Below are 21,584 nucleotides of genomic sequence, written 5' to 3' on the forward strand. Positions count from 1 at the left end.
ATGGCCCATGGCCTCGACACTGCGGCGATGACCCAGCCCTTGCCCATGCCGCGCCGTTCGGTGCTCTACGTTCCCGCAATCAACCAGCGGGCCATCGCCAAGTGCGCGTCGCTGGCCTGCGATGCGGTGGTGTTCGACCTGGAGGATGCGGTCGCGCCGGCCATGAAGCAGGCGGCGCGCGAGCACTTGGCCCAGGCTTTCGCGCAGGGCAGGCCAGGGCCGCAGTGCTGCGTGGTCCGCAGCAACGGCCTGGCCGACGCAGACTTTGCGCAGGACCTGGCGCTGGTGGCGCGCGTGCGGCCGGATGCCCTGCTGGTGCCCAAGCTCGCCAGCGTGCAGGACGCCGAAGCCTTGTGCGCTGCGCTGGCGCCCCTGGACGCCCGCGTCCGCCTGTGGGTGATGGTGGAGACGGCCGGGGCGCTGAGCGTGCTCGACGGCATCGTCGCCTGCCTGCAGGCCAGCACGCGGCTGGACTGCCTGGTGGTCGGCACCAACGACATCGCCAAGGAGACCGGCGTGTCCACCGCCGACGGGCGCGCCTGGCTCGTGCCCTGGCTGATGCGCTGCGTGCTGGCGGCCCGGCGCTTCGGCGTGGGCGTGCTCGACGGGGTGTGGAACGACTTCGCGGACCAGGCCGGCTTCGCGGCCGAGCTGGCGCAGTCGGTCAAGATGGGGTTCGACGGCAAGACGCTGATCCACCCGACGCAGGTGGACGCAGCCAACCGGGCATTCGCGCCGGCCGAGGCGGCGCTGCGCGATGCCCGTGCCGTCGTCGACGCCTTCGCGCAGCCGGCGCATGCCCAGGCGGGCGTGATCCAGATCGACGGCCGCATGGTCGAGCGCCTGCACCTGGCGCAGGCCGAGCGCCTGCTGGCGCTGCAGGCGGCGATCGCCGCGCGCGCGACCTGATCTACTTGGCCTGCGTGGCGGCGGTGGCCTGGGCGGCCGCCAGCACGGCGTCCAGCAGCATCCGGCGGCGCTTGTGCAGCCGGTCCACGGGCGCGCCCACGCCGATAGCCAGGCGCTGCTGGCGGATCGGCGTGGGCAGCAGCGTGGCGATCACGCCGGCGCCCGGCGTGGCCAGGCTGGCCGACTCGTACCAGCCGTGCTCGCGTGCGAACGCGATGGCGCGGAAGGTCTCGGCGATGCGCGCCGTGGGCCCCAGCTTCTCGGCGTTGTAGCGGCGCAGCAGCAGGCCGATGCGTTCGTCGTCCTGCCGGCTCAGCAACATGATGCCGATGGCCGTGCGGTGCAGCGGCCGCAGGGTGCCGGGCGAGGGCGAGAAACGCAGCGCGCGCTGCGACTCGATGATGGACACGTACTGCAGCAGCAGACCGCTCTGGCGGCCGAGCAGCACGGATTCACCGGTGTCGTCGGCCAGCCGGCGCATCGCGTCCTGCATGTCCTGGCGCTGGCCCGGCGCGCGCATGGCCCATTCGTTGAGGAAGGAGATCCGCACCGAAGGGCAGTAGCTGCGGTCGGCCGCGTCGAACTCCATGTAACCGCGCGCCACCATGGTCTTGAGCAGCATCGACACGCTGGACTGCGGCATGTCCAGCCGCTGCACGATCTCGGTCACGCGCAGCGGGCGGCGCTCGGCGTCGAACAGCTCCAGCAGCTCGAAGACGCGGGCGGCGGACTTGACCATCCGCCTGCTAGTCCGAAAGCACCGGGTTCAGTCGAACACGGCGTGCCACAGCGCCAGCACCGCGTCGCGCTCGCTGGCCACGTCGACGGCCTCGACCTGCGTGGGCGCCTCGTCCAGCCGCGCGCGGTGCTGCAGGTGGCGCAGTTCGCGGTAGGCATCGGCCGCGGCGTGGCCCACGCCCGTGGGCAGCAGGCCGCAGGCCTCGGCGCGGTGCAGCAGCGCGATGTTGCCCACGTTGGCGATCAGCTCGGCGTGCCGGGCGGAATGCGCCAGCACGAGGTACTGCACGGCGAACTCGGCATCGACCATGCCGCCAGGGCTGTGCTTGAGGTCGAACTGCTCGCCGCGCACCGGATGGGCCGCGCGCACCTTCTCGCGCATGGCGACGATCTCGGCGCGCAGCGCCTGCGCATCGCGCTCGGACGTGACCACGGCGCTGCGCACGGCGTCGAAGCGCGGCTGCAGCGCGTCCATGCCGACCACGAAGCGCGCCCGCGTCATGGCCTGGTGCTCCCAGGTCCATGCCGTGTTGCTGCCGCGGCCCTTCTGGTACTTGGCGTAGCTCTCGAAACTGGTGATCAGCAGGCCCGAATTGCCGTTGGGCCGCAGCGCGGTGTCGATCTCGAACAGGTCGCCCTCGCGCGTCTTGACGGTCAGCCAGTTGATCATCTTGCGCACGAAGGCGGCATAGGCTTCGGGCGCGCGCTCGTCCTCGTCCTCGTAGACGAACACGATGTCCAGGTCGCTGCCGTAGCCGAGCTCTTTTCCGCCCAGCTTGCCGTAGCCGATGATGGCGTACTGCGGCTCTTCGCGGTGCGCGTTCTTCAGGCGTTGCCAGCACCAGCGCGCCGTCACGCGCAGCATGGTGTCGGCCAGAGCGGAGAGGTCGTCGGCGACCTGCTCCACGGTCAGCCGGTGCTCGACGTCGCGCGCCAGCGTGCGGAAGGCTTCGGCGTGGTGGGCGCGGCGCAGCAGGTTCAGCAGTTCCTCCTCGTCGTCCTCGCCGGTGATGGCGAGCGAGCGGCGGCGCTCCTCCAGCTCGCGCTCGAAGGATTCGGGCGCGAAGCGCTCGGCCAGCATCGAGGCAGAGGCCAGCTCGTCGATCACGCCGGGGTGGCGCAGCAGGTAGCGCGCGGGCCAGCGCGCCGCGCCCAGCAGGCGCAGCAGGCGCTCGTGCGTGGCCGGGCGCTCCAGCAGCAGCGCGAGGTAGCTTTCGCGGCGCAGCAGCGGCTCGACCCAGTCGGTCCAGCGCAGCGCGCCCTGCAGCCGGTGCGCGGCATCGATGTCGTCGCCGGGGCGTTCGTCGCGCAGCCAGTCGGCCGTGCGCTGCACCAGGCGCAGCAGCCGGCCGCGGCTCTCGTCGCGCAGCGCGGTCACGCGTGGGTGGTCGCGCCAGGCCTCGATGCGCTGGCGGAAGTCGAGCGGCAGGCGTTCGAGCACGGCGTCGAAGTCCGGCACCGCCGGGCCCTGGGCCTTGGGGCCGCCCTTGCAGTTGCCCTTGCAGGGCTTGGCGTCACCGCCGAGCAGGATGTCGAATTCCTGCGCGACGAACTCGCGGTGCTGGTCCAGCTCGGACAGGAAGGGGCAGCACGATGCATAGCCCATGGTCTCGGCGATCCAGGCCAGGTCCTCGTCGCCCGAGGGCAGCACATGGGTCTGCTGGTCGTCCAGGTACTGGATGCGGTGCTCCACGCGGCGCAGGAACACATAGGCCTTGGCCAGCGACTCGGCCGTGGCCTGGGGCATGAGCCCGGCGCGGGTCAGGCGCGGCAGCGCGTCCAGCGTGGAGCGCGTGCGCAGCTCGGGGAACTGGCCGCCGCGCACCACCTGCAGCAGTTGCACGATGAACTCGATCTCGCGGATGCCGCCGCGCGAGAGCTTGACGTCGTTGGCGCGCTCGGGGTGGCCGGCGGCGCGGCGCGCGGCGTGCTCGCGGATCTGCCGGTGCAGCGTGCGCAGCGCCTCGAACACGTTGTAGTCCAGGTAGCGGCGGAACACGAAGGGCAGCACCACGCTGCGCAGCTCGCCGGCCGAGCCGTCCTCGACGCAGCGGCGCGGTGCCACCGTGCGGCTCTTGAGCCAGGCGAAGCGCTCCCACTCGCGGCCCTGCACCTGCAGGTAGTCCTCCAGCGCGCTGAGCGAGATGGCTGCCGGGCCCGAATTGCCGTGCGGCCGCAGCGCCAGGTCGACCCGGAACACGAAGCCGTGCTCGGTGGTCTCGCCGACCAGCGCGTAGACGGTCTTGATCGCGCGCGCGAAGTACTCGTGGTTGCTGATGCGGCCGCGGCCCTCGGGCGTGCCGGCGGTCTCGCCGTCCTGGTCGTAGATGTAGATCAGGTCGATGTCGCTGGAGACATTGAGCTCGCGCGCGCCGAGCTTGCCCATGCCGATGACCCACAGCTGGGCGCGCCGGCCGTCGGCCGTGCAGGGCATGCCGTGGCGCTCGTCGAGCTCGCGCTCGGCCTGCAGCAGGGCCTGGTCGAGCGCCAGTTCGGCCAGCTCGGTGACGGCGGTGGTGACCACCGCGAGTTCGGCCTGCTGTTCGCAATCGAGCACCACCAGGCGCTCCATGACCAGTTGGCGGAGCATGCGCACCGCCGCACTGAAACCGTGGCCCTGGGCCAGCAACTGCGCCAGCGTGGCCTGCATGGCGGCCTTGCGCGGCGGGCCTGCGGGCAGCAGCGGCAGTTCGGTGGCGTAGCGGCGCCGCAGGCGCTGCACGAAGCGCGAATGCGAGGCCATGACCGGGTGGTCGGCAGGGGAATCGGGGGAGGGCCGTGTGAACAAGGGGTCACGGGGGATGACGGAACCGGTGCCGGGGTCGCGGGTCATAATTCCTGGCCGATCTAGCTACTCAAAGTGACAGTTCCGACGCCACGTCCTTCTCGCCTGCTCAAGCTGGCGGCCGTCCTGGCGCCCTGGGTGCTCGGGCTGGTTCTGTGCGTGTGGTTGGTCGTTGGCGTCGCCTGGGGGGCGCTGCACGGCTGGATTGTGCCGCGTATCGGCGATTTCCGTCCGCAGTTGGAAGCCGCTGCCAGCCGGGCCCTGGGCGCGGAGGTGCGCATCGGCGCGATCATGGCCAGTTCCGCCCGCATCCTGCCCAGTTTTGAGTTGACCGACGTGGTGCTGCGCGATGCGCAGGGCCGCGAAGGCCTGCGCCTGGCAAGGGTTTCCGCGCTGCTGTCGCCGCGCTCGCTGCTGCGGCTGGGCTTCGAGCAGATCGTCGTCGACGGTCCCGTGCTGGACCTGCGCCGCAACGCCGACGGGCACCTGCTGGTGGCCGGCATCGCCTTGTCCGAAGGCGCGGGCGACAGCAGCCCTGCGGCGGACTGGGTCTTCTCGCAGCGCGAGCTCGCGCTGCGCCAGGCCACCGTGCGCTGGACCGACGAGCGCAGCGGCTTGCCCACGGCCGAGCTGACCGATGCCGACCTCGTCATCCGCAACAGCGCGCGGCGCCACCAGATCCGGTTCGACGCCACGCCGCCTGCGGCCTGGGGCCAGCGCTTCAGCCTGCGCGCGGCCATGCGCCAGTCGCTGCTGAACCCGCGCCGCGGCAACTGGCGCGAATGGGACGGCCCGGTCTACGCCGAGTTCCCGCAGCTGGACCTGGCGCAGCTGCGGGCCCATCTGCCGCCCGGCGTGGCGCACGACGTGGAGCTGTTGGCCGGCCGCGGCAGCCTCACGGCCTGGTTCGACGTGGTGCATGGTGCGGTGCTGGGCGGCCAGATGGACCTGGCCCTGGCCGATGCCAGCGCGCGCCTGGGCCCGGGGCTGGAACCGCTCGCGCTCACGCAGTTGCAGGGGCGCATCCGCGGCCGGCTGCTGGCCAGCGGCATGGAACTGCAGACCCGGCAGCTGCGCTTTGCCACGGCCGAGGGCGCGCAATGGCCGCAGGGCGACGTGTTCCTGAGCTACATGCGCGGCGAGAGCCGGGTGCCCGGCCAGGGCGAGTTGCGCGTGGACCACATCGACCTGGCGGCGCTGGCCGAGATCGCCGGCCGCCTGCCGCTGACGCCCCGGATGCAAGCCGGTTGGCAGGCCGAGCTGCAGGGGCTGGCCCCGCGCGGCCGCATCGAGCAGTTGCAGGCCCAGTGGACCGGTCGTATCGAGGCGCCGGCCAGCTACCGCGCACAGGGCAAGGTGCGGGACCTGGCCTTGGCCGCCGGCCCGCTCGCGCCGCGCCGGCCCGACCTGCACTACCCCATGGGCCGCCCCGGCGTCGAGGGCCTGTCGGCCGACTTCACGCTGACCGAGGGCGGCGGCGAGGCGCGGCTGGCGCTGGCCGACGGCGCGCTGGAGTTCCCCGGCGTGTTCGAGGAGGCGCGCGTGCCGCTGGCGCAACTCGATGGCCTGGTGCGCTGGCAGCACGCGGGCGCGCGGCTGGCGGTGCAGGTGCCCGAACTGAGTTTTGCCAATGCCGACGCGACCGGCCAGTTGCAGGCGCGCTGGGACAGCCGCGCCGATGCGCCGGCCGACGGCGCGCCGCAAGGCCCGGGCCGGCTCGAACTGGAGGGCAAGCTCACGCGCGCCGACGGCACGCGCGTGCACCGCTACCTGCCGCTCGCGGTGGGCGACGACGCCCGCCACTACGTGCGCGACGCGGTGCAGCGTGGCCGCGCCAGCAGCGTGCAGTTCAAGGTGCGCGGCGACCTCGACCACTTCCCCTACAAGGATCCCAAGCTCGGCGAGTTCCACATCGCCGCCGAGGTCGAGGACGTGCAATACGCCTACGTGCCGCCGCGCCTGCAGGACGCGGGCGAACTGCCCTGGCCGATCCTGACCGGCCTGGCGGGCCGGCTGGTGTTCGACCGCAACGGCATGCAGGTGCGCAACGCGCGCGGCCAACTGGCCGGCGCCGGCGGTTTCGCCGTGGCCAAGGCCGAGGCCGAGATCCCCGATTTCGCGCACCCCGAGGTGGCCGTGCGCGCCGAGGGCCGCGGCCCGCTTGCGGGCATGCTGGCGGCCGTGGCCACCTCGCCGCTGGCGCGGATGACCGAGGGCGCGCTGGCGCAGGCCCAGGGCAGCGGCGCCGCCGACCTCAAGCTGCAGCTGGCCCTGCCGCTGGAGCGGCTGCAGGCCAGCCGCGTGCAGGGCGGCGTGGTGCTGGCGGGCAACGACATCCAGCTCAAGCCCGGCACGCCGCAGCTGGCGCGCACGCGCGGCACGGTGGCCTTCAGCGACACCGGCTTCAGCCTGGCCAGCGTGCAGACCGCGGTGCTGGGCGGCGAGACCCGCGTGGACGGCGGCCTGCAGGACGGCGCGCTGGCCGTGCGCGCCCAGGGCACGGCCACGGCCGAGGGGCTGCGCCAGGCCAGCGAACTCGGCGCGCTCACGCGGCTGGCCCAGCGCGCCAGCGGCAGCGCGGCCTACACCGCGGCGCTCACGCGCGGCGCCGATGGCGCGCTGGCCTTCACGCTCGACAGCCCGCTGCAGGGCCTGGCGCTGGACCTGCCCGCGCCCTTGGGCAAGCCGGCCGAGGCCGCGCTGCCGCTGCGCGTGGCGCTGGCGCCGCAGCAGACGCACCAACAAGACCTGCTCACGCTGGGCCTGGGCTCCGTGCTGCAGGCGCGCTTCGAACGCGACACCACGGGCGCCAGCCCGCGCGTGCTGCGCGGCAGCATCGGTCTGGGCCTGCCGCATGGCGAGGCCGCCACGCTGCCGGCCCAGGGGGTGGCCATGGACCTGCGGCTCGATGCCGTGGCGCTCGATGCCTGGCAGGCGCTGTCCGGCGCGCTCGGCGGCGAGCAGGCCGCTGCGGATGTGGACGCTGGCTACCTGCCCGACCGCTTCGCGTTGCAGGCCAACGAGTTGCGCTGGGGAAGCCGCCGCCTGCACCAGCTGGCGCTGAGCGGCGCGCGCGAGGGCAGCACCTGGCGCGCCCGCATCGACGCGCGCGAGCTCGCCGGCCAGATCGAATACCGCCAGGGCAGGGGCAGCCAGCCCGGTAATGTGCACGCGCGGCTGCAGCGGCTCGTGATCGCCGCCGGCGAGGAGGAAGACGTCACCACGCTGCTGGACGAGCAGCCTTCCAGCGTGCCGGCGCTGGACATCGTGGTGGAGGACTTCGAGCTGCGCGGCAAGAAGCTCGGCCGGCTCGAAGTCAACGCCGTGAACCAGGGCGCGGAGTGGCAGCTGCACAAGCTGGCGCTGCGCACGCCCGAGGCCCGCTTCGAGGCTTCGGGCCAGTGGGGCGCACGCGGCGCGGGCACGGGCCGCCGCACGGCCATGGACTTCAAGCTCGCCATCGACGATGCCGGCGCGCTGCTGGCGCGGCTGGGCATGGCCGGCGTGTTCCGGCGCGGCCATGGGGAACTCGACGGCACGGTGGCCTGGGACGGTTCGCCGCTCGCGCTGGACTACCCCAGCATGGCGGGCAAGCTGCACCTGGACGTGCGCGAGGGCCAGTTCCTCAAGGCCGACGCCGGCGTGGCGCGGCTGCTCGGCGTGCTGAGCCTGCAGGCGCTGCCGCGCCGGCTCACGCTGGACTTCCGCGACCTGTTCAGCGAGGGCTTCGCGTTCGACTTCCTGCGCGGCGACGCGCAGATCGCGCGCGGCGTGGTCAGCTCCAACAACCTGCAGATGAAGGGCGTCAACGCGGCCGTGCTGATGGACGGACGCGCCGACATCGCCCACGAGACGCAGGACCTTCGCGTGGTGGTGGTGCCCGAGATCAACGCGGGCACGGCCTCGCTGGTGGCCTCGGTCATCAATCCGGCCATCGGCCTCGGAACCTTCCTCGCGCAATGGGTGCTGCGCCGCCCGCTCATGGAGGCGGCCACGCAGCAGTTCCAGATCGACGGCACCTGGAGCGAACCGCGCATCGAGCGCGTGGCGCGCAGCGCGAGCGCCCAGGCCGACGACAACGAGAAGAAAGGAACGGTGCGATGAAACTGGCCGCACTGCAGATGGTCTCCGGCATGGACCGGGACGCCAACCTGGCCGCCGCGCGCGGCCTGCTCGAAGAGGCCGCCGCGGCGGGGGCGGAGCTGGCCGTGCTGCCCGAGTACTTCTGCCTGCTCGGCGCGCGCGACACCGACAAGCTCGCGATCCAGGAGCCCTTCGGCACCGGGCCCATCCAGGACTTCCTCGCGCGCAGTGCGCGTGAACTGGGCCTGTGGATCGTCGGCGGCACGCTGCCCATCACGGTCGGCGATGGCGCGCGCGTGCGCAACACCTGCCTGGTGTTCGACCCGCAGGGCGACTGCGTGGCGCGCTACGACAAGATCCACCTGTTCCGCTTCGACAACGGCAGCGAGCGCTTTGACGAGGCGCGCGTGCTCGAACGCGGCAGCGAACCCGTGCTGTTCACGCTTCCCGACCGCGGCGGCCGCACCTGGCGCGTGGGCCTGTCGGTCTGCTATGACCTGCGCTTTCCCGAGCTCTACCGCGCCTATGCCGCGCAGGGCGCCGAGCTGCTGCTGGTGCCCAGTGCCTTCACGCACACCACGGGCCAGGCGCACTGGGAAACGCTGCTGCGCGCGCGCGCCATCGAGAACCTGGCCTATGTGCTGGCGCCGGCCCAGGGCGGGCTGCATGCCAACGGCCGGCGCACCTGGGGCCACAGCATGCTGGTCGATCCCTGGGGCCAGGTGCTGGCCGCGCAGGCCGAGGGCCCGGCCTGCGTGCTGGGCGATCTGGATGCCGAACGGCTGGCCCAGGTGCGCCGGCAGTTGCCGGCGCTGGAGCACCGGCTGCTGTGAAAGACATCGTGCTGCCCGGGCTGTTGCGCCAGTGGGCCTTGTTCATCCAGCGGCGCTGGTCCCTGTGGTCGCTGCTGATCCTGCTGGTGGTGGGCCTGCTGGGCACGCTGGTCTGGCTCGCCGGCCGCTACGAAGCCACCCAGGTGCAGAGCAAGGTCGAGCGCGACACCGCCGATGCCGTGGCCGACATCCGCACGGCCCTGATCCGCAACGTGCAGAGCCTGCAGGCGCTCAATGCGTCGGACCCGCTGCACGAGGACTGGGGGCGGCGCGCGGCCGACCTGCTGCGAGATCGCCGCGAGATCATGCGGCTGGAATGGCGCGGCAGTGCCCTGCGGCTGCAGGGCGAGGCCGACACACCCTACCGTGCCGCGGTGTTCAGCCTGCTGCCGCGCCAGGACACGCTGGGCGACGTCTCGCTGAACTGCGCCACGGCGCGGCGCCTGAACGGCCCGGCCTATTCGGCCAGCTACTACCTGCCGCAGCCCGACGGCCGCGGCATGGAAGTCATGGACCTGTGCCTGCCGCTGCTGGCCGATGGCCGCGTGACCGGCTACGTGCTGGCCACCTACGCGCTGCAGGACATCCTGGCCGAGTTCCTGGGCCGCCAGCTGCCGCACTACCAGGAGGCCTCCTTCATCGAGGCCGACGGCACGCGACTGGCGCTGCACGGCGCCACGCGCCGCGGCGCCCGTGTCTTCACGTCGCAGCAGCTGCTGGACCTGCCCGGCAACCCCATGCTGCTGCGCCTGGCCAGCTGGCGTGCCGCCCCCGACCTGCTGCCCAACGTGATGACCGCGCTGGTGACCGGCATGTCGATCGCGCTGGTCTCGGTGCTCATGCTGCTGGCCAAGGACATGCGCCGGCGCCAGCGCGCCGAGCGCGACCTGGCCGATGCGCTGGCCTTCCGCAAGGCCATGGAGGATTCGCTGCTGACCGGCCTGCGTGCGCGTGACCTCGATGGCCGCATCACCTACGTCAACCCGGCCTTTTGCAGCATGGTCGGCTACACGCCCGAGGAACTCTGGGGCAAGTCCGCGCCCGCGCCCTACTGGCCGCCCGAGCTGATCGGCGAGTACGAGCAGCGCCAGGCGATCCGGCTGGCCGGCAAGATGCCGCCGCGCGAAGGCTACGAATCGGTGTTCCAGCACAAGGACGGCACGCGCTTTCCGGTGCTCATCATCGAGGCGCCGCTGATCAACGCCCAGGGCGTGCAGACCGGCTGGATGAGCGCCTTCCTGGACATCAGCGAGCAGCGCCGCGTGGAGGAACTCTCGCGCGCCAGCCAGGAGCGGTTGCAGGCCACGGCGCGCCTGGCCACGGTGGGCGAGATGGCCTCGCTGCTGAGCCACGAACTCAACCAGCCGCTGGCCGCGATCTCCAGCTACGCCACGGGGGCGCTGAACATGCTGGCGCACGGGCCGGCCGCAGGGGCCGACATGGCCATGGCCATGCGCCGCATCGCCGAACAGGCCGAGCGCGCTGGCCGCGTGATCAAGAGCGTGCACGACTTCGTGCGCCGACGCGACGAGGCGCGCGAGGCGGTGGCGCCGCACGCGCTGCTGGGCGCGATCTGGCCCCTCGTCAGCCTGCAGGCGCGCAAGCTGGCCGTGCGCGTGCGCACCGAGGTCGCGCCGGGGCTGCCACGCGTGCAGTGCGACCGCACCATGGTCGAGCAGGTGCTGCTGAACCTGGCCCGCAACGGCATGCAGGCCATGGACGGCACGCCCGTGGCCCAGCGTGAGCTGCTGCTGCGCGTGGCGCCGGCCGGCACGCGCGCGGGCGCCACGCGGCCCAAGGGCTGGCTGGAGTTCAGCGTGGCCGATTGCGGCGGCGGCATCGCGCCCGCGGTGGCCGAGCGCCTGTTCACGCCCTTCTTCACAACCAAGGCCGAAGGCATGGGCCTGGGCTTGTCGCTGTGCCGCACCGTGGTGGAGCAGCACGGCGGCTCCATGGTGTATGAGGCGCGCGAGCCGCGCGGCACCGTGTTCCGCTTCACACTGCCCACCGAAGCCGGCGGTTCCGATCCCACCACCGATCCCATGCCACTGAACACCTCCGACCTGGTGGAGACCCCCCATGCAAGTTCCTAAGGACGCCCTGGTCCACATCGTCGACGACGACGCCGGCGTGCGCGACGCGCTTTCTTGGCTGCTGCGCTCACGCCGGCTGCTCAGCGAAGGCTTCGACAGTGCCGAAGCCTTCGAGGCCCGGCTGCAGGCCGGCTTCGTGCCGGCGCAGGCCAGCTGCCTGCTGCTGGACGTGCGCATGCCCGGCATGAGCGGGCTGGAGCTGTTCGACCAGCTCGTCGCGCGCGGTCTGCACCAGGCGCTGCCGGTGATCTTCCTGACCGGCCATGCCGACGTGCCGACCGCCGTGGACGCGGTCAAGCGCGGCGCGTTCGACTTCTGCGAGAAGCCGTTCTCCGACAACGCGCTGGTCGACCGCATCGAGCAGGCCCTCCTGCAGTCGGCCCGCACGCTCGCCGCGCAGCAGCACGATGCGCTGCTGCGCACGCGCCTGACCGAGCTGACCGAGCGTGAGCGCGACGTGATGCGCCTGGTGGTCGAAGGCATGCCCAACAAGCTCATCGCCGACCAGCTGGAGATCAGCGTGCGCACGGTGGAAGTGCACCGCGCGCGCGTGTTCGACAAGATGGAAGTCAAGTCGGCCGTGGAACTGGCCAACCTGCTGCGCGGCCTGTAGCCGCTGCTTCAGCCGTCCTACAAGGGGCGCAGACGGGCGCCGACAGCGGCCCGGTGGCCAGCGGAGCATGCTTGGGCTGTCTTCAACACAACAGCACCCATACCATGAACTCCGTCATCTACATCGTTGGCCTGGTCGTCGTCGTCATCGCCGTTCTGTCCTTCTTCGGCCTGCGCTGAGCGGGCAGACGCAGCAGGCGTCTCCCGCGTTTCGATCATTCCTCGCCAAGGAAGCCACCGCTCTGGTGCGCCCACAGCCGCGCGTACAGCCCGCCTTTGGCGAGGAGTTCGCGGTGTGAGCCTTCTTCGACCACGCGTCCACCGTCCAGGATGACCAGCCGGTCCATGGCCGCGATGGTCGACAGGCGGTGCGCGATGGCGATCACGGTCTTGCCCTCCATGAGCCGGTTCAGGCTCTGCTGGATGGCCGCCTCCACCTCCGAATCGAGTGCGCTGGTGGCTTCGTCCAGCAGCAGGATGGGCGCGTTCTTGAGCATCACGCGCGCGATCGCCACGCGCTGACGCTGCCCGCCCGAGAGCTTCACGCCACGCTCGCCCACATGGGCTGCCAGGCCGGTGCGGCCTTGCAGGTCGGTCAGGTGGTCGATGAAGCCAGAGGCTTCCGCACGTTCGGCCGCCGCGCGGATCTGCGCTTCGGTCGCGTCCGGTAGACCGTAGGCGATGTTGTCGGCCAGCGAGCGGTGCAGCAGGCTGGTGTCCTGCGTGACCATGCCGATCTGCGCCCGCAGCGAATCCTGCGTGACCTGGGCGATGTCCTGCCCGTCCACCAGCACGCGGCCGCCCGCCAGGTCGTGGAAGCGCAGCAGCAGGTTCACCAGCGTGCTCTTGCCCGCACCGGAGCGTCCGACCAGGCCGATGCGCTCGCCGGGCCGCACCGTGAGGTTCAGGTGCTCGACCACGGGCGGCTTGTCCGGGCCGTAGCGGAAAGTCACGTCCTCGAACCGCACCTCGCCCTGCGTGACCTGCAGGGCCCGGGCATTCGGCGCGTCGACCACGGTGCGCGGCCGGCTCAGCGTGTTGATGCCATCCTGCACCGTGCCCACGGCCTCGAACAGGCTGGTCATCTCCCACATGATCCATTGCGACATGCCTTGCAGCCGCAGCGCCATGGCGATCGAGGCGGCCACGGCGCCCACGCCCACCTCGCCGAGCGACCACAGCCACAGCGACACACCGGCCATGCCGGCCACCAGGCCCATCGACAGGGTGTGGTTGACGATCTCGAAGGCGCTGACCAGGCGCATCTGGCGGTAGCCCGTGACCACGAAGTCCTGCATCGCGCTGCGCGCCACCTGCGACTCGCGGTGCGTGTGCGAGAACAGCTTGACCGTCATGATGTTGGTGTACGCATCGGTGATGCGCCCCACCATGGCCGAGCGCGCATCGGCCTGGGCCTTGCCCACGCGGCCCAGGCGCGGCACGAAATACACCGCGGCCACCACGAACAGCAGCATCCAGATGACGAAGGGCCAGACCAGCCCGCCCGCGAACACGCCGGCCAGCACGGCGATGGTCACGGCGTAGATGGTCATGGTCACCAGCACGTCGGCCAGAACGAACAGCGTGTCGCGCACCGCCAGCGCGGTCTGCATCACCTTGGTGGTGATGCGGCCGGCGAACTCGTCCTGGTAGAAGGACATGCTCTGGCCCAGCATGAGCCGGTGGAAGTTCCAGCGCAGCCGCATCGGCAGGTTGATGGCCAGCACCTGGTGCTTGACGATGGTCTGCAGCGCCACCACCAGCACGCTGGCCGCCAGGGCTGCGCCAAGCCATAGCAGCGCGTTGCCGCGCTCGGCCCACAGCTGCGCGGGTTGCACGCCGCCGAGCCAGTCGATCACGCGGCCCAGGAAGGCGAACATCAGCGCGTCGAAGGCGGCCATGCCGGCCGTCAGCAGCGCCAGCCAGGCGACCTTGCCGCGCAGCCCGTCGGTACAGGCCCACAGAAAGGCAAAGAAGCCCTTGGGCGGCAGGGTCGGCTCGGCGCCGGGGTAGGGGGGAAGGAGTTTCTCGAAGTAGCGGAACAGCAAGGCGGGAGTCTCCGACAGGGCCCGGGACTGTAGCCGCCTGTGCGTGACAAGGCGCGCGTAGGGGCTTCAGTCCGGCGTGTCCCGCGGCTTGGTGTCCTGCTTGGCCTGCGGCAGTTCGCCCTTGTCGCGGCCCGAGAACATGGTCCACCAGACGATGCCCACCAGCAGCAAAAGGGCTGCCAGGGCTTCGAGCAAAATCAGGACCATGAAGCGACTCTCCTGGTGGGTGGGATACGCGGCGATTGTAGGAACGCTCGTCGCCTGCTCCAGCAAGCCCCCACGGCCCGAACCCCCAAGCCTGCCCAGTCCACCGGCCGCCACGGCACCGACCTGGCCGCCCCTGCCGCCGGTGGCCGACTGGCCCGGCGACACCGCGCCGCTGCCCGCGCCCATCCTGCGGGGGCGCAGCCAATGGGTGCCCGTGCGCTGGAACGAACTGCCCGGCGTGGGCCAGGACGCATTGCACGAAGCCTGGAACGCCTGGATGCGCAGCTGCGAACGCCCGGGCCCCACCTGGGGCCAGCTGTGCGCCGAGGTGCGGCGCCTGTCCATCGCCACGCTGGAAGACCAGCGCGCCTGGATGATCGCGCGGCTGCAGCCCTACCGCATCCAGCCGCTGCCGGGCCAGCCGGCCAGCGAAGGCCTCTTGACCAGCTACTACGAGCCCATGTTCGACGCCGCGCGCCAGCCCAGCGCGGCCTTCCCGGTGCCGCTGTACCAGCCGCCGACCACGCTGGCGCAGCGCAAGCCCTGGTACACGCGCCAGGAGATGGAGACGCTGCCGCAGGCCCAGGCCGAACTGGTCGGCCGTGAGATCGCCTGGCTCGCCGACCCGGTCGACGCGCTGGTGCTGCAGATCCAGGGCTCGGGCCGGCTGCGCGTGACCGAGCCCGACGGCAGCCAGAAGCTGGTGCGCCTGGCCTATGCCGGCACCAACGAGCAGCCCTACAAGAGCGTGGGCCGCTGGCTGCTGGACCAGGGCGCGATCCGCGACGCCACCTGGCCCGGCATCAAGGCCTGGACCGTGCAGAACCCTGGCCGCGTGCGCGACATGCTGTGGGCCAATCCGCGCATGGTGTTCTTCCGCGAGGAGCCGCTGCCGCCGTTCGATGCCGGCTTCGGCCCGCGCGGCGCGCAGGGCGTGGCGCTCACGCCGGGCCGCTCGATCGCGGTGGACCCGCAGAGCGTGCCCTATGGCACGCCGGTGTGGCTGGCCTCGCAGGGGCCGGTGACGACGCTGGCGCGGCTGGTGCTCGCACAGGACACGGGCAGCGCCATCGTCGGCGCCGTGCGCGCCGACTACTTCGCGGGCTGGGGGCCGGAGGCGGGGGATTTCGCCGGCCGGCTCAAGCAGCCCTTGAAGATGTGGGCGCTTTGGCCGCGCACTATTCCACCGTGATTCCCTGGGTCTTGATCAGCGTCTCCAGCTGTTTGCCCTCGCGCTGCAGCAGCGCGCGGAAATCGGCCGTTTCCATCGCCACGGGCTCGGCCCCCAGGTCGCCGTAGCGCTTGGCCAGCGCGGGCTGGGCCAGCGCGCGGGCCAGCTCCTTGTTCATGCGCGCCAGCACCTCGGGCGGCGTGCCGTTGGGTGCCCACAGGCCGAACCAGATGTCCAGGTCGGCACCGGCCACGCCTTGCTCACCGACCGTGGGCACGTCCGGGAAGAAGGGCGAGCGCTTGGCGCTGACGATGCCCAGCAGCTTGACCTTGCCGGTGCGGATGTGCGGGAACGCGATGCCCGGGTCGCAGACGAAATCGGCCTGGCCCGAGAGCACGTCCTGCAGCGCAGGCGCCGCGCCGCGGTAGGGGATGTGCGTGACGAAGGTCTGGCTGGCCGCCTTGAACATCTCGCAGGCCAGGTGCGGCGGCGTGCCCGTGCCGGCCGAGGCGTACGACAGCTTGCCGGGCTGCGCCTTGGCCAGGGCCACGAGTTCGCGCACGTCCTTGGCCGCCATCTGGGGCTTGGCCACCAGGTACATCTGCGTCTTGCCGATGGTGCCCACGGGTGTGAGGTCGCGCGAGGGCAGCAGCGTGGACTTGAACAGCCAGGGGTTGGCCGTCTCCACCGAGGTTGGCGCGATCAGGAAGGTGTGGCCGTCCGGCGCGGCGCGCACCACCTCGGCCGCCGCGATGTTGCCGCTGGCGCCGGGCTTGTTGTCGATCAGCACGGTCTGGCCGATGGCCTCGCCGACCGACTGCGCCACGATGCGGGCCATCACGTCGGTGCTGCCGCCCGGCGCGAAGCCGACGACGATGCGCACGGGCTTGCTGCCGGGCCAGGCCGGCGCCTGGGCCCAGGCGGCGCCCGCCAGGGCCAGGCATGCGGCGGCCAGCGCGCCGCGGCGCGCGATCTTCTTGTCCATGGGGTGTCTCCTCGGGTCGTTGTGGGAATCAGGTGGCCGCGTTTTGCACCAGCTCGCGCAGCTTGAACTTCTGGATCTTTCCGGAGGGCGTGGCCGGCATGGCCTGGAGCACGACCAGCTTCTCGGGCGCGTACTGCACGGCCACCTTCTCGGCCTTGAGGAAGCGCACGATCTCGGGCAGGTCGATGGCCTGGCCGGGCTTGGGCACGACCACGGCGCAGGCGCGCTCGCCCAGGCGTTCGTCGGGGTAGGCCACCACGGCCACCTGCAGCACGGCGGGGTGCTTGTAGAGCAGCGACTCCACCTCGAACACCGGGATGTTCTCGCCGCCGCGGATGATCACGTCCTTGCTGCGCCCGCTGATGCGGATGTAGCCGTCGGCGTCCATGCGCGCGAGGTCGCCGGTGTCGAACCAGCCTTCGGCATCGGTGCCGTTCAGGTGCGGGCGCTTGAGGTAGCCGCCGAAGTTCGACGCCGCGCGCACCAGCAGCTTGCCCGATTCGCCGCGCGGCAGCTCCGTGCCGTCGAAGTCCACCACCTTGAGTTCCACGCCGGGCAGCGGGCAGCCGTCGGTGGTGTAGGCACGCGCGTCGGCATCGTCGAGCCGGATCAGCGTCACCGCGCCGTTCTCGGTCATGCCCCAGGCCGAGACGATCTTGGTGCCCAGCGTCTCGCGTGCCTGCTGCACCAGCGGGCCGGGGATGGGCGCGCCGGCGCACAGGAAGGTGCGCAGGGTCGGCACGTCCTGGCCGCCGTCGCGCACGGCCCGCGTGAGGTCGGTCAGGAAGGGCGTGGACGCCATCGTGAAGGTGGCGCCCGCCGCGCGGATGGCCTGCACCGCGCGCGCCGGGTCCCAGATGTCCTGCAGCACGGCCGGGCACTGCAGCAGGATCGGCATCAGCAGCCCATACATGAAGCCCGTCTGGTGCGCCATGGGCGAGGCCATGAACACCGTGTCCGCATCCGACAGGCCCAGCCGCTCGGCATAGGGCCGGATGTTGGCCAGCAGCGTGTTGGCGCTGTGCAGCACGCCCTTGGGCTCGCCGGTCGTGCCCGAGGTGTAGATCAGCTGCACGATGTCGTCGGGCGCCGGGCGGCTCCGGTGCAGGATGTTCTCGGCGTCGCGCTCGCGTTCCCAGGCCGGGCCGGACAGCAGCGCCTCGAAATCGTCGGCGCCGCCGCTGCCGACCACCACCACGTGCTGCAGCGTGGGCAGTTCGGCCTGCAGCGCGCGTGCCATGGCCGCATGGTCGAAACTGCGGAACTGCGCGGGCACGACGAAGACCTTGGCCTCGCCGTGGCGCAGCATGAACGACAGCTCGCGCTCGCGGAAGATCGGCATCAGCGGGTTGATGACCGCACCCAGCCGCGCGCAGGCCAGCGCCAGCAGGCTGAACTGCCACCAGTTGGGCAACTGCATGGCGACCACGTCGTTGCGCCCCACGCCCAGGCGCGACAGGCCCACGGCGATGCGGTCGGCCATCTCCGCCAACGCGCGGTAGGTGAAGCGGCGCGGCTGCTCGGCGTCGCTGCGCAGCGCGGTCAGCGCCATGCGGTCGGGGTGGGCGGCGACAGCGGCGTCGAGCAGGTCGTTGACGGTCTTGTCGGCCCAGTGGCCTTGCGCCACGCTCGCGGCGCGCCGCGGCGGCAGCAGGACGGCATCGAATTCCATGGGGTTGTCTCCTTGCTTGTGGTCGTTCAGTTCGGCACGGCCTGGCGGCCGGCGCGGGCGCGCGCGATGACGGTCTTCATGATCTGGGCCGTGCCGTCGCCGATCTGGAAGCCCAGCACGTCGCGCAGGCGCTGCTCCATCGGCCCGCGGTCGTAGCCGCCGTGGCCGAACGACAGCAGGCACTGGTGCACCACGTCGTAGGCCAGCTTGGGCGCCAACCACTTGCACATGGCGGCCTCGGCGCTGTGCGGCAGGCCCTTGTCCTTGAGCCACAGCGCCTGCAGGCACAACAGGCGCGCGGCCTCGACCTGGGTGTCGCCATCGGCCAGCGGGTGCGAGACGCCCTGGAACGCCGTCAGCGGCTTGCCGAAGGCCATGCGCTGCGCCGCGTAGGCCCAGGCTTCTTCGAGCGACACGCGGGCCACGGCCAGCACCTGCAGGCCGATCAGCGCGCGCGAGTAGTCGAAGCCCTGCATGACCTGCACGAAGCCCTTGTTCTCGTCGCCGAGGCGGTGGTCCACCGGCACGCGCACGTTCTCGAAGAACAGCGAGCCGCGGCCGATGGCGCGCTGGCCGTGGCAGTCGAAGCGGTTGCGCGTGATGCCGGGCAGGTCCATCGGCACCAGCAGCGCGGTCACGCCATGGGCCTGCGACTCCACGCTGCCGGTGCGGCCGAAGACCACGGCCGCATCGCACTGGTCGGCCGCCGAGATCGAGGTCTTCTCGCCGTTCAGCACATAGTGCGCGCCCACGCGCTCCACGCGCAGGCGCAGGTTGGCCGCGTCCGAGCCGCCGCGCGGCTCGGTCAGCGCGATGGCCAGCAGCGCCTCGCCGCGCGTGAGCCGGCGCAGCCAGGGCTGTGCGACTTCCGGATGGCCATGCTCGGACAGGATCTGCCCGTTCAGCGAGGCCAGCAGGTTGATGTAGCTGATCGACAGGTCGGCCCGCGCGATCTCTTCGTGGACCACGCCGGCGGCCAGCGCGCCCAGGCCCTGGCCGCCGTGCTGCTCGGGCAGCTCGGGCGCGATGAAGCCCATCTCGCCCATCTCGCGCATGAGGCTGCGTTCCAGCACGCGCGTGCGGTCGCGCTCCTGGAACCCCGGCGCCACGCGGTCGGTGGCGAAGCGCCGGGCCTGCTCGGCAATGGCCGCCAGGTCGTCGTCGATGTAGGGGTTCATGGCCACAGCCCCTACTTCACGTACTTGCGGAAATCGGGCTTGCGCTTGTCCTTGAGCGCGGCCACGCCTTCGCGCGACTCTTCGGTGTCGTAGTAGAGCTTCAGCGCGTACATGCCCATGCCCGCGATGCCGGCCTGGTGGGCCGTGTCCATGTTGAAGCTGCGCTTGGCGATCGCGATCGCGGTGGGGCTGCGCTCGCAGATGGTCTCGGCCCATTCCTGCACGGTCGCGTCCAGCTCCTCGGGCGGCACGCAGATGTTGGCCAGGCCCATGGCCACGGCCTCGGGGCCCGAGTAGCGCTTGTTCAGGTACCAGATCTCGCGGGCCTTCTTCTCGCCGACCACGCGCGCCAGGAAGGCCGTGCCGTAACCCGGGTCGACCGAGCCCATCTTGGGGCCGACCTGGCCGAAGATGGCCTTCTCCGAGCAGATCGTCAGGTCGCAGATGGTGGCCAGCACGTTGCCGCCGCCGATGGCGAAGCCCTGCACGCGCGCGATCACGGGCTTGGGCACGTCGCGGATGGCGGTGTGCAGCTCTTCCATCGGCAGGCCGATGGTGCCGCGGCCGTCGTAGTTGCCATCGTGGGCCGACTGGTCGCCGCCGGTGCAGAAGGCGCGCTCGCCGGCGCCGGCCAGCACGATGCAGCCCACGGCCTTGTCGTAGCCGGCCTTGTTCAGCGCGCGGATCAGCTCGTCGCAGGTGGTGCCGCGGAAGGCGTTCATCTTCTCGGGCCGGTTGATGGTGATCCAGGCCACGCCGTTGCGCAGCTCGTACAGGATGTCTTCGAAGTCCATGGGGGTCTCCTTGGTCGGTGTGAAAGAGGGGTCAGCCGTGCATGGTCAGTCCGCCCGAGACGGAGACCACCTGGCCGGTGATGAAGCCCGCGTCGTCGCTGGCGAAGAAGGCGATGGCGCCGGCTAGGTCGTCCGGCTGCCCCAGCCGGCCGAGCGGGATGGCGCTGCGGAAGGCTTCCAGCAGCTTGGCCGGGTCGCGCGCGCCCTCGGCCACGCCGGCCAGCAGCGCGGTGTCGGTCGGCCCCGGGCAGACCACGTTGACGGTGATGCCCTGGCGCGCATGCTCGCGCGCCAGCGTCTTGGACAGCGCCACCAGCCCGCCCTTGCAGGCCGAGTACACGGCCTCGCCCGAGGAGCCGCCGCGCGCCGCGTCGGACGCCACGTTGACGATGCGCCCGGCGCGCCGTTCGGCCATGCCCGGCAGCACCGCGTGCAGCATGTGCAGCGCACCAGTCAGGTTGATGGCGATCAGCCGCTCCCACTCGGCCGGCACGGTCTTCACGAAGGGCTTGAACACGTCCCAGCCGGCGTTGTTGACCAGCACGGCGATGGGGCCCAGCGCCTCGGCCGTGGCCGCCACGGCCCGGTCCACGCTGGCGCGGTCGGTGATGTCGCAGCCCATGGCCTGGGCCGTGCCGCCGGCCGCGCGGATCTGCGCTGCCACCTGCTCTGCGGCGGCCAGGTTCAGGTCGAACACCGCCACCCTGGCGCCCTCGGCCGCGAAGCGCCGGCAGGTCGCCCCGCCGATGCCGCCGCCGCCGCCGGTCACCACCACCACCTTGTTCTCGAATCGCTGCATCGCATCACTCCTTGGGTTCGGCAGGCGCCGCCTTGCTATCGTCGGAGCAAGGCATTGCCTGAATTGGCAATATAGGTAAATATGTTGACTCAATTGTGGGTCGGCTAACTCGGCAATGCAAGCCCTGGGTTCAAGGAGATTTCGTGGTTTACCCTGAAGAAGAAACACAGGCAGCACGCATGGCGCTGGCCAATCGCCTGTTTTTCAGGCTCTATCAATGCGCAAACATGTTGCATAAAACCGGGACGCGTGCGGTGGAGCAGGAGGGCCTCACCACGCAGCAGTGGGCGGTGCTGGGCGCGTTGTCGCGGCCGGAGGCCGGCGCCGGCATGAGCGTGGGCGACCTGGCCCGCTACCTCAAGGTGAGCCGGCAGAACCTGTCGGGCCTCATCGGCCGCATGGAGCGCGACGGCCGGGTGCAGACGGGGCCCGATCCGGCGGACCGGCGCTCGCGCATCATCTCCATGAGCGATGCCGGCCGGCGGCTTTGGCAGGACGAAGCCCTGCCCAAGATCCACGGCTACTACGGTCAGGTGCTCGACGGCTTCTCGGTCAACGATGTGACCCATAGCCTGCACTACCTGCTCAAGCTGCTCGACAACATGCAGCGGGTGGACGATGCGCAAGGCGGTGGCGAGGCGGCTGTGGATGGCTGAGCCGCACAATGCAGCCCCTGT

At 71.4% G+C, this 21,584-nt stretch carries 16 protein-coding genes; 7 read left to right on the forward strand and 9 right to left on the reverse strand.

The window, feature by feature from the left end:
- The first annotated feature begins 27 nt into the window (after positions 1-27).
- Positions 28-909 (forward strand): HpcH/HpaI aldolase/citrate lyase family protein, encoded by an 882-nt coding sequence (locus ACSQ4M_RS08650; RefSeq protein ID WP_436189175.1) that lies wholly within the window; start codon positions 28-30, stop codon positions 907-909.
- Position 910: 1 nt separating this feature from the next.
- On the opposite strand, the gene ACSQ4M_RS08655 is transcribed toward ACSQ4M_RS08650, so the two are convergent.
- A complete protein-coding gene (locus ACSQ4M_RS08655; RefSeq protein ID WP_436189176.1) occupies positions 911-1,648 on the reverse strand; it encodes an IclR family transcriptional regulator in 738 nt (245 codons plus the stop codon).
- A gap of 27 nt (positions 1,649-1,675) precedes the next feature.
- Positions 1,676-4,480, reverse strand: coding sequence for a bifunctional [glutamate--ammonia ligase]-adenylyl-L-tyrosine phosphorylase/[glutamate--ammonia-ligase] adenylyltransferase (gene glnE / locus ACSQ4M_RS08660; RefSeq protein ID WP_436189177.1), 2,805 nt, complete (start codon positions 4,478-4,480; stop codon positions 1,676-1,678).
- Between the two features lie 27 nt (positions 4,481-4,507).
- Here glnE and ACSQ4M_RS08665 point away from each other — a divergent pair, with 27 nt between their 5' ends.
- The 4 genes from ACSQ4M_RS08665 to ACSQ4M_RS08680 are packed head-to-tail and all read left to right on the forward strand — an operon-like array spanning position 4,508 to position 12,054.
- Positions 4,508-8,536 (forward strand): YhdP family protein, encoded by a 4,029-nt coding sequence (locus ACSQ4M_RS08665; protein WP_436189178.1) that lies wholly within the window; start codon positions 4,508-4,510, stop codon positions 8,534-8,536.
- Positions 8,533-9,348, forward strand: a complete 816-nt coding sequence (locus tag ACSQ4M_RS08670) for a carbon-nitrogen hydrolase family protein (RefSeq protein ID WP_436189179.1) — start codon at positions 8,533-8,535, stop codon at positions 9,346-9,348. Before ACSQ4M_RS08665 ends, ACSQ4M_RS08670 begins: the two co-directional genes overlap by 4 nt.
- Complete coding sequence (locus ACSQ4M_RS08675) at positions 9,345-11,441, forward strand: two-component system sensor histidine kinase NtrB (protein WP_436189180.1); 2,097 nt, start codon at positions 9,345-9,347, stop codon at positions 11,439-11,441. The genes ACSQ4M_RS08670 and ACSQ4M_RS08675 overlap by 4 nt, the downstream gene beginning before the upstream one ends.
- Positions 11,428-12,054, forward strand: a complete 627-nt coding sequence (locus tag ACSQ4M_RS08680; RefSeq protein WP_436189181.1) for a response regulator transcription factor — start codon at positions 11,428-11,430, stop codon at positions 12,052-12,054. The genes ACSQ4M_RS08675 and ACSQ4M_RS08680 overlap by 14 nt, the downstream gene beginning before the upstream one ends.
- 214 nt (positions 12,055-12,268) lie before the next feature.
- Here ACSQ4M_RS08680 and ACSQ4M_RS08685 read toward each other — a convergent pair whose 3' ends face one another.
- Both ACSQ4M_RS08685 and ACSQ4M_RS08690 read right to left on the reverse strand, forming a co-directional pair.
- Positions 12,269-14,098, reverse strand: coding sequence for an ABC transporter ATP-binding protein (locus tag ACSQ4M_RS08685; protein WP_436193982.1), 1,830 nt, complete (start codon positions 14,096-14,098; stop codon positions 12,269-12,271).
- Positions 14,099-14,167: 69 nt separating this feature from the next.
- A complete protein-coding gene (locus ACSQ4M_RS08690; RefSeq protein ID WP_436189182.1) occupies positions 14,168-14,308 on the reverse strand; it encodes a hypothetical protein in 141 nt (46 codons plus the stop codon).
- Here ACSQ4M_RS08690 and mltA point away from each other — a divergent pair.
- Positions 14,241-15,500, forward strand: coding sequence for a murein transglycosylase A (gene mltA, locus ACSQ4M_RS08695; protein ID WP_436189183.1), 1,260 nt, complete (start codon positions 14,241-14,243; stop codon positions 15,498-15,500). The two genes, ACSQ4M_RS08690 and mltA, sit on opposite strands and share 68 nt — an antisense overlap.
- Here the strand turns inward: mltA and ACSQ4M_RS08700 are convergent.
- From ACSQ4M_RS08700 to badH, 5 genes are read right to left on the reverse strand one after another with little or no spacing between them, the layout of a single operon-like run.
- Positions 15,487-16,464 carry a Bug family tripartite tricarboxylate transporter substrate binding protein gene (locus tag ACSQ4M_RS08700; RefSeq protein WP_436189184.1) on the reverse strand — a complete coding sequence of 326 codons (978 nt, stop codon included), beginning with the start codon at positions 16,462-16,464 and terminating at the stop codon, positions 15,487-15,489. The two genes, mltA and ACSQ4M_RS08700, sit on opposite strands and share 14 nt — an antisense overlap.
- Before the next feature lie 28 nt (positions 16,465-16,492).
- Positions 16,493-18,136: a cyclohexanecarboxylate-CoA ligase gene (gene aliA / locus ACSQ4M_RS08705; RefSeq protein WP_436189185.1), complete on the reverse strand. Its 1,644-nt coding sequence runs from the start codon at positions 18,134-18,136 to the stop codon at positions 16,493-16,495.
- Positions 18,137-18,162: 26 nt separating this feature from the next.
- Entirely contained in the window at positions 18,163-19,314 is a 1,152-nt protein-coding gene (gene aliB / locus ACSQ4M_RS08710; protein ID WP_436189186.1) for a cyclohexanecarboxyl-CoA dehydrogenase, read from the reverse strand.
- 11 nt (positions 19,315-19,325) lie between these two features.
- Entirely contained in the window at positions 19,326-20,108 is a 783-nt protein-coding gene (gene badI / locus ACSQ4M_RS08715; RefSeq protein WP_436189187.1) for a 2-ketocyclohexanecarboxyl-CoA hydrolase, read from the reverse strand.
- 31 nt (positions 20,109-20,139) lie between these two features.
- Positions 20,140-20,907: a 2-hydroxycyclohexanecarboxyl-CoA dehydrogenase gene (badH, locus tag ACSQ4M_RS08720; RefSeq protein ID WP_436189188.1), complete on the reverse strand. Its 768-nt coding sequence runs from the start codon at positions 20,905-20,907 to the stop codon at positions 20,140-20,142.
- Between the two features lie 179 nt (positions 20,908-21,086).
- Here badH and ACSQ4M_RS08725 point away from each other — a divergent pair, with 179 nt between their 5' ends.
- Positions 21,087-21,563 carry a MarR family winged helix-turn-helix transcriptional regulator gene (locus ACSQ4M_RS08725; RefSeq protein ID WP_436193983.1) on the forward strand — a complete coding sequence of 159 codons (477 nt, stop codon included), beginning with the start codon at positions 21,087-21,089 and terminating at the stop codon, positions 21,561-21,563.
- Positions 21,564-21,584 lie beyond the last annotated feature (21 nt).

It is taken from the genome of Pseudorhodoferax sp. LjRoot39 (assembly GCF_964253035.1).
Lineage (GTDB): Bacteria > Pseudomonadota > Gammaproteobacteria > Burkholderiales > Burkholderiaceae_C > Pseudorhodoferax.